We start from the raw sequence: 14,561 nt of genomic DNA on the forward strand, positions 1-14,561 counted from the left end.
AGCGTAGAGCCATGCGCAATGGACGGGTGATTGATTTGACCATGAAAGAGTTTGAACTGCTCAAGTATTTGATCAGCCATCCGAGGGAAGTATTAACTCGCGAACAAATTTTGGAAAATGTTTGGGGGCACAATCTAAGGCTTGCTGTAACAACACATCGGATACGTGGGGGGCTAAGGCGATTAAGGTATTGGCTAGGTAGTATTCATGCCCAATCCCTTTGGCTTCATCTAAAACTTGCTGTAACAACACATCGGGTAAGTGAGGAGCTAAGCCGATTAAGACATCGACTCGGAGGGATTGATAATCAAAGGTTCTGGTGTAATCTAAAACTTGCTGTAACAACACATCGGGTAAGTGGGGAGCTAACCTGATTAAGGTCTTGGCTTGGAAGGATTTATCCGGAATGGCTTTCGTAGCATCTAAGGCTTCTGGTAAAACTTCCGGGAAGCGGGAGGCTAAGGCAAGAAATACATTGAATCGGTCGTATCTGGGAAGGGCTCTGGTAATTTCTAAGGCTTGGGGTAACAACACTTGAGGTAAGTGGGGCGCTAAGGCTCTTAAGGTCTGGAGTCGGTGGTATTCATTCCGAATAGCTCTGGTAATTTCTAAGGCTTGGGGTAACAACCCTTGAGGTAAGTGGGGGGCTAAGGCTCTTAAGGTCTGGGCTCGTTGGTATTCATCCCGAATAGTTCTGGTAACCTCTATGGCTTGGGTTCGGAAAGATTTAGACATTTCCGGTAAGTGGGGAGCTAAGGTGATTGAGGCATGGGCTCGCTGGTCTTGATCCGGAATGTTTCTGGCGAAATCTAAGGTTTTTGGTAACAATTCGGGGAAGTGGAGGGCTAAGCCGATTAAGGCATAGCGTTCCAAGTATTCATGCCCAATCCCTGGGACGTAATGTAAGACTTCTTGGTCTAAGAACACTTCCGGTAAGTCAAAGACAAAGAGGATTAAAGCCTCAGCTCGGTCTTCTTCATCCCCAAGGCCTCTGGCGTAATCTAAGGCTTGGTGTAACAACACTTCCGGTAAATGAGAGGCTAACTCCTTTAAGGCCTCCTCTCGGTCTCCTTTATCCTGAATAGCTTTGGCAGCATCTAAGGCTTCTGGTAACACTTCCGGGAAGTGGACAGTTAAGGCAATTAAGGCATCGGCTCGCCAGTATTCATCCCGAACCCCCTTGGCAACCTCTAAGGCTTGGGGTAAGAATACTTCCGGTAAGTAGGGGGCTAAGTTCTTTAAGACTTTTGCTCGTCGCTCGTGTCGCTTTTCTATATTATTAAAGAAGCTATATTTTAATTTAAAGAGATAGATTCGCTTCTCTGTACCCTCTAAGGTGTCGGCGTGGTCATATTCATGGCCAAGGGCTCTGGCACCATCTAAGGCTTCTGGTAGCACTTCCGGGAAGTTGGCAGCTAAGGCTCCTAAGGCATCGACTCGGTCTGCTTCATCCGGAATGGCTCTGGCGAAATCTAAGGCTTCGGGTAACACTTCCGGGAACTCGACAACTAAGGCTCCTAAGTCATCGACTCGGTATTTTTCATCCCAAAAGGAATTGACTAAGGAATTGACTCGGTATGTTTCATTCCAAAGAGCTCTGACGGAATCTAAGGCTTCTGGTAATACTTCCGGCAAGTAGGCGGCTAAGGCTCTTAAGGCTCTTGCTCGCTGGTTTCTATCCGGAATGGCTTTGGCACAATCTAAGGCTTCTGGTAATACTTCCGGGAAGTAGGGGGCTAAGTCGATTAAGACATGAGCTCGGTAGGATTCATGCTTAATCTCTCTTACACAATCTAAGGCTTCGGGTAACACATCGGGTAAGTGGGGGACTAAGCCGATTAAGGCTTGTGCTCGGTCTCCTTCATACCTAATCTCTCTTGCCAAATCTAAGGCTTGGGGTAACAACCCTTGAGGTAAGTGGGGCGCTAAGGCGATTAAGAAATTGACTCGGTTGAATTGATCCCAAATCTCTCTGGCACAATCTAAGGCTTGGGGTAACAACCCTTGAGGTAAGTGGGGAGCTAAGGCGATTAAGGCTTTAGCTCGGAGATTAGGTCGCTCGCCTTTACTCGCAATGGCTCTAGCACAATCTAAGGCTTGAGGTAACAACCCTTGAGGTAAGTGGGGAGCTAACCCGATTAAAGCATTAGCTCGATGGTATCTATTCCGAATGGCTCTAGCAATGTCTAAAGCTTCCGATAATAAAGAAGGGGAAAGATACTCACCAATTGCCTTCAAACCCTCTCCTTGATTTTCAGAATCTTTGCTCTGTCGCACATAAGCTAGTGCTTGAGCTGGGGTCCAGATATTATTCTCCAGTAATGCTGCCATTAACTTTGGAGGAATATTTCCAGCCAAGCTATTGAGGGATGTAGTAATCAGAGCATACCGACACTGTAAACTAATCGATTCTGTAGGATTTTCTGTAAAATTATCTGCTGCTATTGCCCAAGCTTTCGATACATCCTTAATAAAATTAGCAGTATTTCCCTGTCTCTCACACTGCCAATACCAACCGTTATCTCCTGCTGGGGTTTCTTCTTTCAGGAGTTGATGAATTTCAGTAATTTTTTTGGCTTTTTCTAGATGCCAAATTAAGTGGTTATAGATGTAACCATCATCGGGTAAGGTATGCCATAATCCCTTATCGGTCTTAGTTTGATAACGTTCTAATAATTGTTGATGAGCTGAGGGTATTGATAATCCTAGCTCTGCTTGAACCAGACTACGGGCTAAATCATGTAATAAGTCATGGAGGCGATAGCTAGTGTCTGGTGTACTAGATAACCCTGGTAGTAATAACGCTTTTTGTCGTAAGTATCTTAAGGTATCTTTGGCTTCAACTAAATTACAGTCCCATAAGGTAGTCGCCATAATTTCAGTAATGGTGACATCCTCGGGCAGTATCCCTAACCAAGCAAAGTTTTTCAATCTATCGTCGTCAAATAATCCCTTTAAACTGAGATTAAAGGAAGCCACTAGACTGTAGTTTTTGCGCTTAGCGTCACTTGGCTCTTCCTCCGCTTTCAATCGATCTAAAGCTTCTACACCAACAATTAAATCTTCTAACTCACCCAGTAACTCCTGCCAAGACATACCATCCCTAACTTGAGCAGCAGCTAATTCTAATGCTAGGGGTAAGTAGCCGACGGTTTTGGCTAAGGTTTCAGCATACTCCAGTTGTTGATTAGTTAACTCGTTGTTTAAAGAAGACTTTAATAACTCCAAGGATTGATTGGGAGTCATCACGTCCAAATCATAGGGAATAGCATCTTTAAGCTGGGCTTCTCTGGTAGTGACTAAAACCCGACAGCCATCCCCAGCTACTCGAAAGGGTTCAAGATGGTCAGGATGCCAAACATCATCTACAACTAGTAAGGCTTTCTTAGCGTATAATAATGTTTTTAGTTGTAAAGAAGCACTATCAATATTAATCGGTTTAAAATCATAATCTCCTAATGCTTGTATCCACGTACTTAGAAAGGATAAGATATCAGGTTGCTGACCTAAGGTTGCCCAAAAAATCCCATCAGGAAAATGGGATTGAACCTCCTCGTCATGGGCTAATGCTGCAGTAATGGTAGATTTACCAATCCCTCCTAAACCATAGATGGCACTAACCACTAAGGTGCCAGCTTTAGCAGTTTCTTCAGATAAAAGGATTTGTTTTAGTTGTTGGCTTACTTCCGGGCGTTCGACATAATACGGAGGTACTGGGGGAGCTTGATTGAATCGACTTTGGTTATTCATCTTCTCAATGTTGTAATTCTCACTAGTAGTCACTAAATGCTCGATACTTTGGACAACTTCCGGATTTTGTTTCGCTGCTGCTTCTACTTCTAATACCACTTCGGCATAATCAAGAGATTGTCTGGAGCTTTTGCGATTAGCCCGAAGGGCTACGCTACGCGAACGCAGTTACTGTATATGGAGACTGGTTTCTCAGAGATTCCACAAACTGGCTAGTATTGTCCCAGACAACTTGCCCGACATTTCCCCCAGTTTTTTCTATAGCTTTAGTGGCGAGCACAGTAGCAATAGCGAAAACGGCAGCAGCGAATAATTCCATTGTTGAAGGAGATGACTCACAATTTCAGTATACAGAGGTTTTCAATTCGGTCAGGTAAAAATGTCTGGGTTTTAGGGAGTTAGTTAGTAGGGTGGGCAGTGTCTACTAATGCTATCGCCAGCTACTGTTATCTATCTTTTGCACTGCCCACCCCACATCAATATTCTCGCTTTGTGATTGATTCGCTATTTTAAAGTTAGTAGGGTGGGCAGTGCCTACTAATGCGATCGCCAGCTACTGTTATTTATCTTTTGCACTGCCCACCCTACATCAATATTCTCGCTTTGTGATTGATTCGCTATTTTAAAGTTAGTAGGGTGGGCAGTGCCTACTAATGCGATCGCCAGCTACTGTTATTTATCTTTTGCACTGCCCACCCTACATCAATATCCCTCTTCTGTTCTAAAAATGGAGTAGGGAGTAGGGAGTAGTAAAAGGGAACAGGGAACAGGGAACAGGGAACAGGGAACAAAAATGATTACAATTAATTTAAAATTTTTATCTCAAAAAAAACTAGATTTTTAAAAAAATGAGTTTAAAAATTTATCATTTTTTTATTTGTAAATAAATGTAAATATTTTTAATTAGCCCTTGCATTTTTTCGAGAAGTTATGTATAGTATAAAAGGTGACGACTGAAACTAATAACCGCGCTGGTCATAACCATTAATCCACACCAGCGCGGTTTTCCTCCCACCTAAATAGGAGTTAGTTCCATAATGACAAACAAATCATAATCATCAAGCCTGACTTTTCAGCAAGTTACTCTATCTCTCTTGGGAATAGTAAGCTATCAGCTAATGCGCTACTTGAGGTGCTACTTGAGGTGCCATCATCCATCATCTATGAGCTTATGGGTTAGCTCACAGGCTGGAAGCCTGTGCCACGGTGGTTGAGCTACTTTTGAATAAAATAAGCTGACCACTGACTGCTGACTGCTGAGTACTGACCGCTGACGGCTAACCACTGACCGCTGACCGCTGACCGCTTACATCACCACTATCGTTTTTTCCACTAATGTTTACTCAAGGGTTAAGACAAATTTTGTGGATTGGAACCTTAGTCAGTACCCTGTGTATGGCGAGTTGTACTGCTGATGGAGATAGCAATAACTCTTCTGTTTCCCCTAACTCCCCAATTACATCTGAAATGACATCTGATAACTTAAAGGAATCAAAAGTACAACAAATCCAGGGAAAATTAATTTATGACGCTATTCCTCCCGTCAGGTCAGTTAGAGCCTATCGGGGAGATCAGTTTTTTCTAATTACTAATCCCCAAAATCCCCGTCGGTTACTACTGCGTGCGTCTAAAAAGGTTTCCGATCAGCAATTACAATCCTTTCATAACCAACAAGTTGAGATCACAGCAGTGTATCGTGACGGCACCCGTCCTTCTGCTAAAGAAACTGCTTGTCCCCTTGATGTAGATGGGCAATGTATGCCCCAAGGTGATGGCTATCACGTTTTATCGATAGTAACTGTGGAAAAGTGAGATAGCTGATAGCTGATAAGTAGTCGGACAAAATAGGTTTAACTGTCGAGATAGGGAACAGGGAACAGCGGATCTGGGAACAGGGAACAGAGCGACTTTTGGTAGCTTTACAAAAGTTAACACAGTTTCGTTTATTTATGTCCAGGTACTTAGCTGATAGCACCTCAAGTAGCGTGCGCGTAGCGCATTAGCTGATACCTGAGTGCTTACGCTTGCCTCTTGCCTTTTGCCTTTTGCCTTTTGCCTTTTGCCTTTTGCCTCTTGCCTCTTGCCTCTTGCCTCTTGCCTCTTGCCTCTTGCCTCTTGCCTTCCCCTCCTGGGAGGGGTTAGGGGTGGGTTCCTCTTGCCTCTTGCCTCTTGCCTCTTGCCTCTTGCCTTTTGCCTTTTGCCTTTTGCCTTGCCCGTAGCGCTATATAAAATCCCACCAAGCCCTCAAATCCCTCTAAAGGCTCAGGTCAGATATTGCTTTAACTAGAGAAAATAAAATATAATGGTTGTTTTATCAAAAACTGCCATAGTCTAGAACAGGAGTCTACTACCGGTGGTTATAGAAATCCCCAAAAGCACTTACGAAGCTAAAACTCAGGAAATTGCCAGAGAACTTCTAGCCGCAACTCGGGAGAAAGGTTCCTTTCTTGCCCAAATGCGAGACCAAATGCGGTGGGATGATAAGTTACTAGCCTGGGCAATGAGTAATCCGGGACTACGGGTGCAGCTATTTCGCTTCATCGATACCCTACCGGCACTGCGTAGCCAAACCGAAGTTGCTCGTCACTTTCAAGAATACCTAGGGGATGAGTCAGTAGAACTGCCTGCTGCCCTGAAGGGAATGCTCAATTTCACCAATCCTGACTCCATACCAGGACAACTGGCAGCCAAAAGCATATCTGCTGCTGTAGCCACCCTAGCCCAAAAGTATATTGCTGGGGAAAATCTCAACCAGGCTCTTAAAACCATTAAACGCCTGCGAAACCAGAAGATGGCATTTACCCTAGACTTATTGGGGGAAGCCGTAATTACAGAAGTAGAAGCTCAGTCTTATCTAGACCGCTATCTACAACTGATCGAACAACTCACTGAGGCAGCCAAACAGTGGTCTAAAGTAGAGGAAATTGACGTTGCTGATGGTAAATCCTTGCCATTAGTCCAAGTATCGGTTAAACTGACAGCATTCTACTCTCAATTTGATTCTCTTGATCCTCAGGGTAGTCAAAATCGGGTGTGCGATCGCATCCGCAAATTGCTCCGCCGTGCCAAAGAATTGGGAGCGGCGGTTCATTTTGATATGGAGCAGTATGAGTACAAAGACATTACTTTCTCCATACTCAAAGACTTGTTAATGGAAGAAGAGTTTCGGGCACGCACCGATATCGGTGTTACCATGCAAGCCTATCTGCGAGACTCGGAACAAGATTGTCAAGACTTGATTGCCTGGGCAAAACAGCGGGGTAATCCAGTAACGATACGCTTGGTCAAAGGAGCCTATTGGGACCAAGAGACCATAACATCACTGCAAAACCATTGGCCCCAACCAGTATATAACCAGAAAGCCGCTACGGATGCCAATTTTGAGCGTATCACCAAGCTGCTGCTAGAAAACCACGAGTATGTCTATAGCGCTATCGGTTCTCATAACGTGCGCTCCCAAGCTTATGCGATCGCAATTGCTGAAAATCTCAATATCCCCCGTCGCTGCTTTGAGATGCAAGTCCTCTACGGCATGGGAGACCAACTCGCCAAAGCCTTAGTCAATTACGGTCATCGCGTCAGGGTTTATGCACCCTATGGAGAGCTCCTGCCAGGAATGGCTTACCTGATTCGGCGGCTATTGGAAAATACCGCAAATAGTTCCTTCCTACGACAAAGCTTAGAAGATAGACCCGTAGAGGAATTGATTGCACCACCACAACAGTTACAGGAACAGTTGAATGTTGGCACGTTGAATGTTGGCACGTTGAATGTTGGAAAGTTGAATGTTGAAAGTTCACAACCGTCTTCAAACCTTCAACCTACTAACCTTCAACCTACTAACCTTCAACCTGCTAACCTTAAACCTTCAAACCTTCAACCTGCTAACCTTCAACCTGCTAACCTTCAACCTACTAACCCATTCACCAATGCTGCAAATACAGACTATGCTCAGCTAGACGCCAGAGAAAAAGCCAAACAAGCCTTAGTTACTGTTCGCCAACAACTGGGTAAGACCTATTTACCCTTAATCAATGGGGACTATCAGTCTACAACAGACACAGTGGATTCGGTTAATCCCTCTAACCCTAGGGTCGTGATCGGGAAAATTGGATTAATTTCTGTAGAACAAGCAGAATTAGCGATCGAGAAAGCTAAAGCAGTATTTCCCAGTTGGCGACGTACACCTGCAAGGGAACGTGCTGGTATTTTACGTAAAGCAGGAGACTTGATGGAACAACGCCGTGCTGAATTATCAGCATGGGTCTGTCTGGAAGTTGGGAAACCATTACGAGAAGCCGATGGAGAAGTCACCGAAGCGATTGACTTCTGTTATTACTACGCATCAGAGATGGAACGGCTCAGCGATGGATATAACTACGACATTGCTGGAGAAACCAATCGCTATGTCTATCAACCCCGAGGTATTGCTCTAGTAATTTCTCCCTGGAACTTCCCCATCGCTATTACTACAGGCATGACTGTAGCAGCCCTAGTGGCAGGAAATTGTACGCTACTCAAACCCGCAGCAAATTCCTCAGTGATTGCCGCAAAAATAGCTGAAATTTTAGTAGAAGCCGGGATACCCAAAGGAGTATTTCAATTCGTTCCAGGCAAAGGCTCAACCGTCGGTGCCCATATGGTCAAGCATCCCGATATCCATCTAATTGCCTTTACCGGTTCCCAAGAAGTCGGTTGTCGTATCTACGCCGATGCCGCCATCGTGCAACCCGGTCAAAAACATCTCAAGCGAGTCATTGCTGAGATGGGAGGTAAGAATGGCATTATCGTAGATGAAAGTGCTGACCTTGACCAAGCGGTAGCTGGAGTCGTGAAATCAGCATTTGGTTACAGTGGTCAAAAGTGTTCCGCTTGCTCCCGAGTAATTGTGTTGGAGCCAGTTTATGAGAGCTTCCTAAAACGGTTAGTCGAAGCAACGCGATCGCTTAACATTGGGCCAGCAGAAGCACCCAGTACCCAGGTCGGTCCAGTCATAGATGCTACTTCACGCGATCGCATTCGGGAGTACGTTGAAAAAGGACGTCAGGAAGCTAAGGTAGCATTAGAAATGCCAGCACCTGACACCGGATACTTTATTGGTCCAGTGATCTTTAACGATATCTCTCCCAACGCCACCATTGCCCAAGAAGAAATCTTTGGTCCAGTAGTAGCGGTAATGGCCGCAAAGAATTTCCAAGAAGCCCTTGATATAGCCAACAGTACCAACTATGCCCTCACCGGAGGCTTATATTCTCGTACTCCATCCCATATAGAACAAGCCTCAGCCGAGCTTGAGGTCGGTAATCTATATATCAACCGCAATATTACCGGTGCCATTGTATCACGGCAACCGTTTGGTGGGTTCAAGATGTCTGGAGTAGGGTCAAGAGCAGGAGGTCCCGATTATCTAGTACAATTCCTCGAACCCCGTACTATTACTGAAAATATCCAACGACAAGGTTTTGCACCCATTGAAGGAATGGAATAGTTTCTAGGTAAGCTATCAGCATTCAGCTATCAGCATTCAGCTATCAGCATTCAGCTATCAGCTTTTGGTTAGGTCACAGCGTCGAAGCCTGTGCCACAAAGCTGATAGACTTTTCTGGTGACTTTCAATTCTCATTAATCTATCAATATTAAATTCTCGCTTTTGAGGTTTATTTCAAGCTGACCGCTGACCGCTGACCGCTGACCGCTGAACGCGCACGGGTGCGCGTCGCGCATATGCTTACCTATGAACTTAGTAGGAAATTCCTCGATATTTCTTTTTAGGCCGTTGTATAACAAACCCTTGAGCATCGGTCGGTAACTGGATTAAGATAGCTTCCACTTCATAGACAATCCCTCGATATTTTTTTTTAAACACCCGTTTAGCAGATTGCTTAGTAATTTGCTGACCACTAGGATTCAGGTCGCCCTCAGCTTTTGGTTTATTGTTCTGGTCACTGACTGCTGTCTCAGAAACCACTTTCTCCTGATCGAGATTACCAGTAGGTACTTTTGGATTTTCGGGGGAATCAGATTCTGTCGAATTGTACCAGTATCCGGGGTTTTGAGTTACTATCGAAGCTTCGGAAGATGTTTCAGCTTCCGGGAGTGAATCAGGCAAAACTGGCCTAGGAAACTGGTTATGATTTGTGGATTCTTCACTATCAAGATGTCTAGGAGTTTCCGGTTCAGATATAGCTGTTCTTAGTGATAAAACATCAGTGAATTTAGGTTTAGCACTATTTATTTGTGAACTAAAAACTTTGTTGGCTAAACTTCTTTCTTTTTGCTCAATCCAAATTGTCAGATAATGGGGATATTCTAAAACTAAATACAGAGGCCGAAATTCCTCAGAGATTTGGCAACTACAAAACTTTAAGGATTTTTTATAAACATTTGGGGAAAGATCAAAACCTCTAGTGAATATTTTATTTTGGAAAATAATTGTAGATTCATCCAGCCACTGAATCTCTTCTTGATGCAATAGCGAGTGGGGGGAACCCCCAAGACCGCGCTGCATCGCTTGATTAATCTTTTCTGGATCAATTATTAACATTTGGGTAGTTTACCCCCTACTTGATCTATTTTTGGAAATAGCTGGTGAGATTGTGGCAATTTTGCTCTGGAAGTGTCAACGGAAGAATGTAGTCAATTGCGTCGTAGATTTGGCTACATCCTTGAGCCAATATACTGAAAATTTATTTCATTAATACTGGTATTTTGGGCATCAAGCTGGAGTCTTGCCCAGTAAATTAACGGTTTCACGCCTATGTGGGTAAAGACAAATTATTTAGGATGGAGTAAATAACGTTAATAATATTATCACAAAAAAAGTTAATTGTCAATCATAAAATGTAGCTACTTTTACAATTAACCCAAGCTTGATTGTGTCCCCTGTCAGCCATGCAAAGCGCGAGTGGTTTTGGGTCTGTGTGCGGAACACTGCGACGCACCTGTCTTGAGCAAAGCGCGAGTGGGGGAAACCCCCGCAGGTCGGCGCTGCCTCCCCTGTGCCCTTGCTGCATCGCTTCCAGAAATCCCTACATTTCTCTATTGGTAATTAAGTATCTGATCATGATATACTCCATTCAAATAATTAGTTAATCAGGTAAACAAGATTTTTTACCACTTCCGACTTCCCACTTCTGACTTCCCACTTCTGACTTCCCTACTCCCTACTCCCGCGCAACCCAGGGCGTAAGTCCCTCACGGAAAGGAACCCCTCGATAGGTTTTTTAGACCGTTTTTGATCCAATGGCTGAGAATTGGGAGATAACTGTGATTTCGGTAGCTGGCTCAAGACATCTTGCTCTTGGTAAGAAATCCCTCGATATTACTTGTTAGACAGCCGTTTAACAATCCTCGCGGAATTCCCCACCCTATTACAGGGTGGGGATGGATAGCGAGACGACGGCTTATTGCGAATTGTGTTATAATAAAAATGGTTGCTGAGACGAAACCTTAGGATAGTGGAGCCTTAATCAAACAGTTTTAACCCTTTTATGCATAGCCGACTAACCATAAAGGCTCCACTATCCTTACGGTAACTTCAAGACCCGCCTGACTGACTAAAAGGCTACCTTCAAGGTGTAAAAGTACTAGCAGAGTTCAGGGAAGAGACAAGCCCCAGCTGGTTGGACATAGTTGCTGTAATTCCAAGGTAAGTCTGTCGTAAAAATTATACGTCTGCGGAAGGCGGATGTCTGCCTGTGGACGCTGAGTAAGACCAATTCCAGCAGGCCGACGCCTCTGGTTGAGGCGTCGGCGGATGAAGCGGGAAATCCCAAAGACGAATAAAACCGTCCCTGATTTGAGTTGAGAATTGGAAGCTCCAACCTCAGCGTTCGCGTAGCGTGACCAAAGGTCAAGCAGGTTGGGGTACTTCACGAGATTTCTCAGTAATTTGCTGACACCTAGGATGCAGGTGGAACTCAGATTCCGGAATCTCTTGGTTCTGATTGACATTAGCTGTCCGGCAAAATTCATCCCACACCTATGCTACGCATTAGGTGTGGGATGAATTTTGCACAGGGTATGTATGGAATGCTATAATATATGTAATGATAAACAAAGCCGTTCGCGAAGCGTGGCCAAAGGCCTTAAATGCTGGTTTATCAGCTATTTACAGCGCGAAAAAATCGAATTTTTGTATTGTTCCGGCGCGGAGGGGCATCCCGGAGACGAAACCTTAGAAGAGTGGAGCCTTAATCATAAAGTTTTAACCAAAGGTGCGCTTTCCGTTGGCGAATTAAATTCGCCACGGGTCGCACCTCTTTTATGCATAGCCGACTAACCATAAAGGCTCCACTCTTTAAGCGGTAACTTCTGACCGTGTCGTCAATAAAGCAAGCCTACGTATCCGTTCGCGCAGCGTCGGCGAAAGCCGATACCGTTGGGTGGAGTTGGCAAGAAGCCCACACTGTAATCTCTGATGAGCGTGTGGGAGTATGTCACCAGTAGGTACTTTTGGAGTTGCCACAGACTCCGATTCCGGTCGATTGTACCAGTAACCAGCTTCTTGAGTGATGATTGGAGTTTCTGAAGATGTTTCAGATTTTGACAGTAAATCAGGTAAACTTGATACAGGGAGTTGGTTATGATTTGTGGTTGGTTCACCATCAAGACTGTCAGTAAATCTCCCTTCCGGTTGGGGGCTATTGATTGGTGAAGCAGAAGCTTCATCGGTTAAACTCACCCCTTGTTGCTCCATCCAAACTGTCAGATAATGGGGATGTTTTAAAATCAAACACAGAGGCCGAGATTCCTCAGAGATTTCGCAACAACAAAACTTGACGGCTTTTTGATAAGCATTTAGGGGAAGATCAAAACCTCTAGTGAATCGTTTATTTTGGAAAATAATTGTAGATTCATCCAGCCACTGAATCTCTTCTTGATGCAATAGCGAGTGGCGCATGGGTCTGTGTGCGGAACCTGCGTCCGCACCGCTGTTTGCCCCGTGGGAACCCCCAAGACCGCGCTGCATCGCTTGATTACTCTTTTCTTGATCAATTATTAACATTTGGGTAGTTTCCCCCCTACTTGATCTATCTTTGAAAATAGTTGGTGAGATTGTGGCAATTTTGGTCTCGAAGTGTCAACGGAAAAATGTAGTCAATTGCATCACAGATTTGGCTACATCCTTGAGCCAATATACTAAAAATTTATGTCATTAATACTGGGATTTTGGGCATCAAGCTGGAGTCTTGCCCAGTAAATTAACGGTTTCACGCCTATGTGGGTCAACACAAAGTAGTTAGAGTGGATTAAGTAAAATATTATATTATAACACAAATAAATTTAATTGTAAACCATAAAATGTAGCTAGTTTGACAATTAACCCAACCTTTCTTGTCTCCCCTGTCTTGATGCAATAGCGAGTGGGGGAAACCACGGCAGTTGCTCATGGGGGGAACCCCCATGAGCAACTGCCTCCCCAAGACCGCGCTGCATCGCTTCCAGAAATCCCTAGATTTATGTCTTGGTAATTCGCTATCCGGATAGATTTAACCAGGCAATTCCCGGCAAAACCCGGAAGCCGTGTACAGCACGTCGGTTATCGACGAGGAGGTATCCCTCAAAGCTTTTAGGTAAATCCCAAAAGCGCCATTATGATCACGGTCAATGGTGTGGCCACAATTTGGGCATTTAAATCGTTTAGAACTGCCTAACTTGCTGTGAATGTGGCCACATTTAGTACAAGTCTTGGATGTGTATTCTTCAGTGACGTCTACTACAAAACAGCCTCTTTTGGCTGCCTGATGCTTCAATGTCATCTTGAATCGATAATGTGCCCAAGACATCATTTTTCTAACGGTATTGCTTCTTATTTTCCTCTTGGTTTTACTCACCATTTGAGATGTCTCAAATTTGGGAAGGTAAATAACTTGATACTCAGAAGTGAGGAAACAGGCAACCTTTTTGTGAGCTTCGTCTATAAGATTGCGAATTTTTACTCTCATGCGCTGAGCGGCCTTCCTGATCTTGAATCTTTTTCTTTTATTTTTAGACCCCTTAGCTAGAGAGGCACGAGATATTAGATTATCTAAGTGGCAACAAAGGCGGTAAACTCGTCCAATGTCTCCTGAACCTATATCTAAAAACCTCTGGCCGTCAAATCCAGTCAAAAATGTCCTTACTCCAGGATCTAAAGCAATACTTCTATCTGGCAGAGAAGGTTTAGCAGGTTTTTCGTCTATGGCAAAAGTAATAAACCAACGTCCTCGATCAATAACCAGAGTAGGGTCATGAAGGATCTTTTCTGGCATTGATTCGCTACTGTGAAAAACCCTACCTTTCGTCTCTTTTGGGTAAAAAGTTCCTTTCCTGAAGTTAACCTTATTGAACCTGATCGATTGAACTGGATCTGAAAACTTCCTAAACTTAGCTTCTCCGTCTACCTTCTTGGCTGCTTTATGAGCTCCAAATGCTTGAAATATTGCAGATTCTCTTGGGCTGTAAGGTGTTTTACTAACCCATTCAGGGACGTCTGACATTATTTTCTTTCTAAGGTCGTATTTCCCTATTTTTGTGGTTTTAAGAGTTGCTATCGCCTTATTGTAACACCATCTCGCGGCATTAATCCAAGTTCTCCATTTTAGCTTTAATTCAGTTTCCGGGTAGACTCGGATCTTCTTTGATAACTGACTTGTATTTCCTGAGTCCATAGAGTCTACAACTGAAGACATGGACGATGGCAAGGATGTCGGGTAGGGAATCAATGTCACCATTTCTTCCCCCCCTAAGAACCGGACTTGACACTTTCATATCATCCGGCTCAAGCCTTTGACTTCTCAGACCGTGACCCTGTATGTATATGTAGATGA

General features: G+C 44.2%; 13 protein-coding genes and 2 pseudogenes. 6 read left to right on the forward strand and 9 right to left on the reverse strand.

The annotated features are described in order from the left end of the window. The coding region (locus F6J99_RS30010) for a winged helix-turn-helix domain-containing protein (RefSeq protein ID WP_293118401.1) at positions 1-374 on the forward strand (374 nt) is incomplete at its 5' end. Positions 375-2,556: 2,182 nt separating this feature from the next. On the opposite strand, the pseudogene F6J99_RS30015 reads toward F6J99_RS30010, so the two are convergent. From F6J99_RS30015 to F6J99_RS30025, 3 genes and pseudogenes are all read right to left on the reverse strand, one after another. After that, positions 2,557-3,750: pseudogene (locus F6J99_RS30015) on the reverse strand (NB-ARC domain-containing protein); the annotation flags it as partial. A 154-nt stretch (positions 3,751-3,904) separates the two neighbouring features. Next, complete coding sequence (locus F6J99_RS30020) at positions 3,905-4,069, reverse strand: hypothetical protein (protein ID WP_293118377.1); 165 nt, start codon at positions 4,067-4,069, stop codon at positions 3,905-3,907. A gap of 331 nt (positions 4,070-4,400) precedes the next feature. Beyond that, positions 4,401-4,541 carry a hypothetical protein gene (locus tag F6J99_RS30025; RefSeq protein ID WP_293118379.1) on the reverse strand — a complete coding sequence of 47 codons (141 nt, stop codon included), beginning with the start codon at positions 4,539-4,541 and terminating at the stop codon, positions 4,401-4,403. 544 nt (positions 4,542-5,085) lie between these two features. Between F6J99_RS30025 and F6J99_RS30030 the strand changes: the two genes are divergently transcribed. Next, positions 5,086-5,562 carry a hypothetical protein gene (locus F6J99_RS30030; protein ID WP_293118381.1) on the forward strand — a complete coding sequence of 159 codons (477 nt, stop codon included), beginning with the start codon at positions 5,086-5,088 and terminating at the stop codon, positions 5,560-5,562. On the opposite strand, the gene F6J99_RS30035 is transcribed toward F6J99_RS30030, so the two are convergent. Continuing rightward, complete coding sequence (locus F6J99_RS30035) at positions 5,536-5,685, reverse strand: hypothetical protein (protein ID WP_293118383.1); 150 nt, start codon at positions 5,683-5,685, stop codon at positions 5,536-5,538. The genes F6J99_RS30030 and F6J99_RS30035 overlap by 27 nt on opposite strands. A gap of 89 nt (positions 5,686-5,774) precedes the next feature. Here F6J99_RS30035 and F6J99_RS30040 point away from each other — a divergent pair, with 89 nt between their 5' ends. Continuing rightward, a complete protein-coding gene (locus F6J99_RS30040) occupies positions 5,775-5,969 on the forward strand; it encodes a hypothetical protein (RefSeq protein WP_293118385.1) in 195 nt (64 codons plus the stop codon). A gap of 134 nt (positions 5,970-6,103) precedes the next feature. Next, positions 6,104-9,238 (forward strand): L-glutamate gamma-semialdehyde dehydrogenase, encoded by a 3,135-nt coding sequence (pruA, locus tag F6J99_RS30045; protein WP_293118387.1) that lies wholly within the window; start codon positions 6,104-6,106, stop codon positions 9,236-9,238. A 252-nt stretch (positions 9,239-9,490) separates the two neighbouring features. Here the strand turns inward: pruA and F6J99_RS30050 are convergent, their stop codons facing one another. After that, on the reverse strand, positions 9,491-10,294 hold the full coding sequence (locus F6J99_RS30050; protein ID WP_293118389.1) for a hypothetical protein: 804 nt from the start codon (positions 10,292-10,294) through the stop codon (positions 9,491-9,493). Positions 10,295-10,654: 360 nt separating this feature from the next. Here F6J99_RS30050 and F6J99_RS30055 point away from each other — a divergent pair, with 360 nt between their 5' ends. Then, positions 10,655-10,798: a hypothetical protein gene (locus F6J99_RS30055; RefSeq protein ID WP_293118391.1), complete on the forward strand. Its 144-nt coding sequence runs from the start codon at positions 10,655-10,657 to the stop codon at positions 10,796-10,798. A 548-nt stretch (positions 10,799-11,346) separates the two neighbouring features. On the opposite strand, the gene F6J99_RS30060 is transcribed toward F6J99_RS30055, so the two are convergent. Continuing rightward, positions 11,347-11,625 (reverse strand): hypothetical protein, encoded by a 279-nt coding sequence (locus tag F6J99_RS30060; protein ID WP_293118393.1) that lies wholly within the window; start codon positions 11,623-11,625, stop codon positions 11,347-11,349. A gap of 199 nt (positions 11,626-11,824) precedes the next feature. Between F6J99_RS30060 and F6J99_RS30065 the strand changes: the two genes are divergently transcribed. Continuing rightward, a complete protein-coding gene (locus tag F6J99_RS30065) occupies positions 11,825-12,031 on the forward strand; it encodes a hypothetical protein (RefSeq protein WP_293118395.1) in 207 nt (68 codons plus the stop codon). An 18-nt stretch (positions 12,032-12,049) separates the two neighbouring features. On the opposite strand, the gene F6J99_RS30070 is transcribed toward F6J99_RS30065, so the two are convergent. From F6J99_RS30070 to F6J99_RS30080, 3 genes and pseudogenes are all read right to left on the reverse strand, one after another. Further along, positions 12,050-12,757, reverse strand: a complete 708-nt coding sequence (locus F6J99_RS30070) for a hypothetical protein (RefSeq protein ID WP_293118397.1) — start codon at positions 12,755-12,757, stop codon at positions 12,050-12,052. Positions 12,758-13,241: 484 nt separating this feature from the next. Continuing rightward, positions 13,242-14,423, reverse strand: a complete 1,182-nt coding sequence (locus F6J99_RS30075; RefSeq protein WP_365974497.1) for a transposase — start codon at positions 14,421-14,423, stop codon at positions 13,242-13,244. Then, positions 14,344-14,561: pseudogene (locus F6J99_RS30080) on the reverse strand (hypothetical protein); the annotation flags it as partial. The gene F6J99_RS30075 and the pseudogene F6J99_RS30080, both read right to left, overlap by 80 nt.

The organism is Moorena sp. SIO4G3 (assembly GCF_010692305.1).
Lineage (GTDB): Bacteria > Cyanobacteriota > Cyanobacteriia > Cyanobacteriales > Coleofasciculaceae > Moorena > Moorena producens_A.

What these genes read in the sequence shown, in the direction of transcription:
- F6J99_RS30020 (WP_293118377.1), bottom strand. Translation starts at nt 4,069, where the DNA reads ATGGAATTATTCGCTGCTGCCGTTTTCGCTATTGCTACTGTGCTCGCC.
- F6J99_RS30030 (WP_293118381.1), top strand. Translation starts at nt 5,086, where the DNA reads ATGTTTACTCAAGGGTTAAGACAAATTTTGTGGATTGGAACCTTAGTC.
- F6J99_RS30050 (WP_293118389.1), bottom strand. Translation starts at nt 10,294, where the DNA reads ATGTTAATAATTGATCCAGAAAAGATTAATCAAGCGATGCAGCGCGGT.
- F6J99_RS30070 (WP_293118397.1), bottom strand. Translation starts at nt 12,757, where the DNA reads ATGTTAATAATTGATCAAGAAAAGAGTAATCAAGCGATGCAGCGCGGT.
- F6J99_RS30075 (WP_365974497.1), bottom strand. Translation starts at nt 14,423, where the DNA reads ATGTCTTCAGTTGTAGACTCTATGGACTCAGGAAATACAAGTCAGTTA.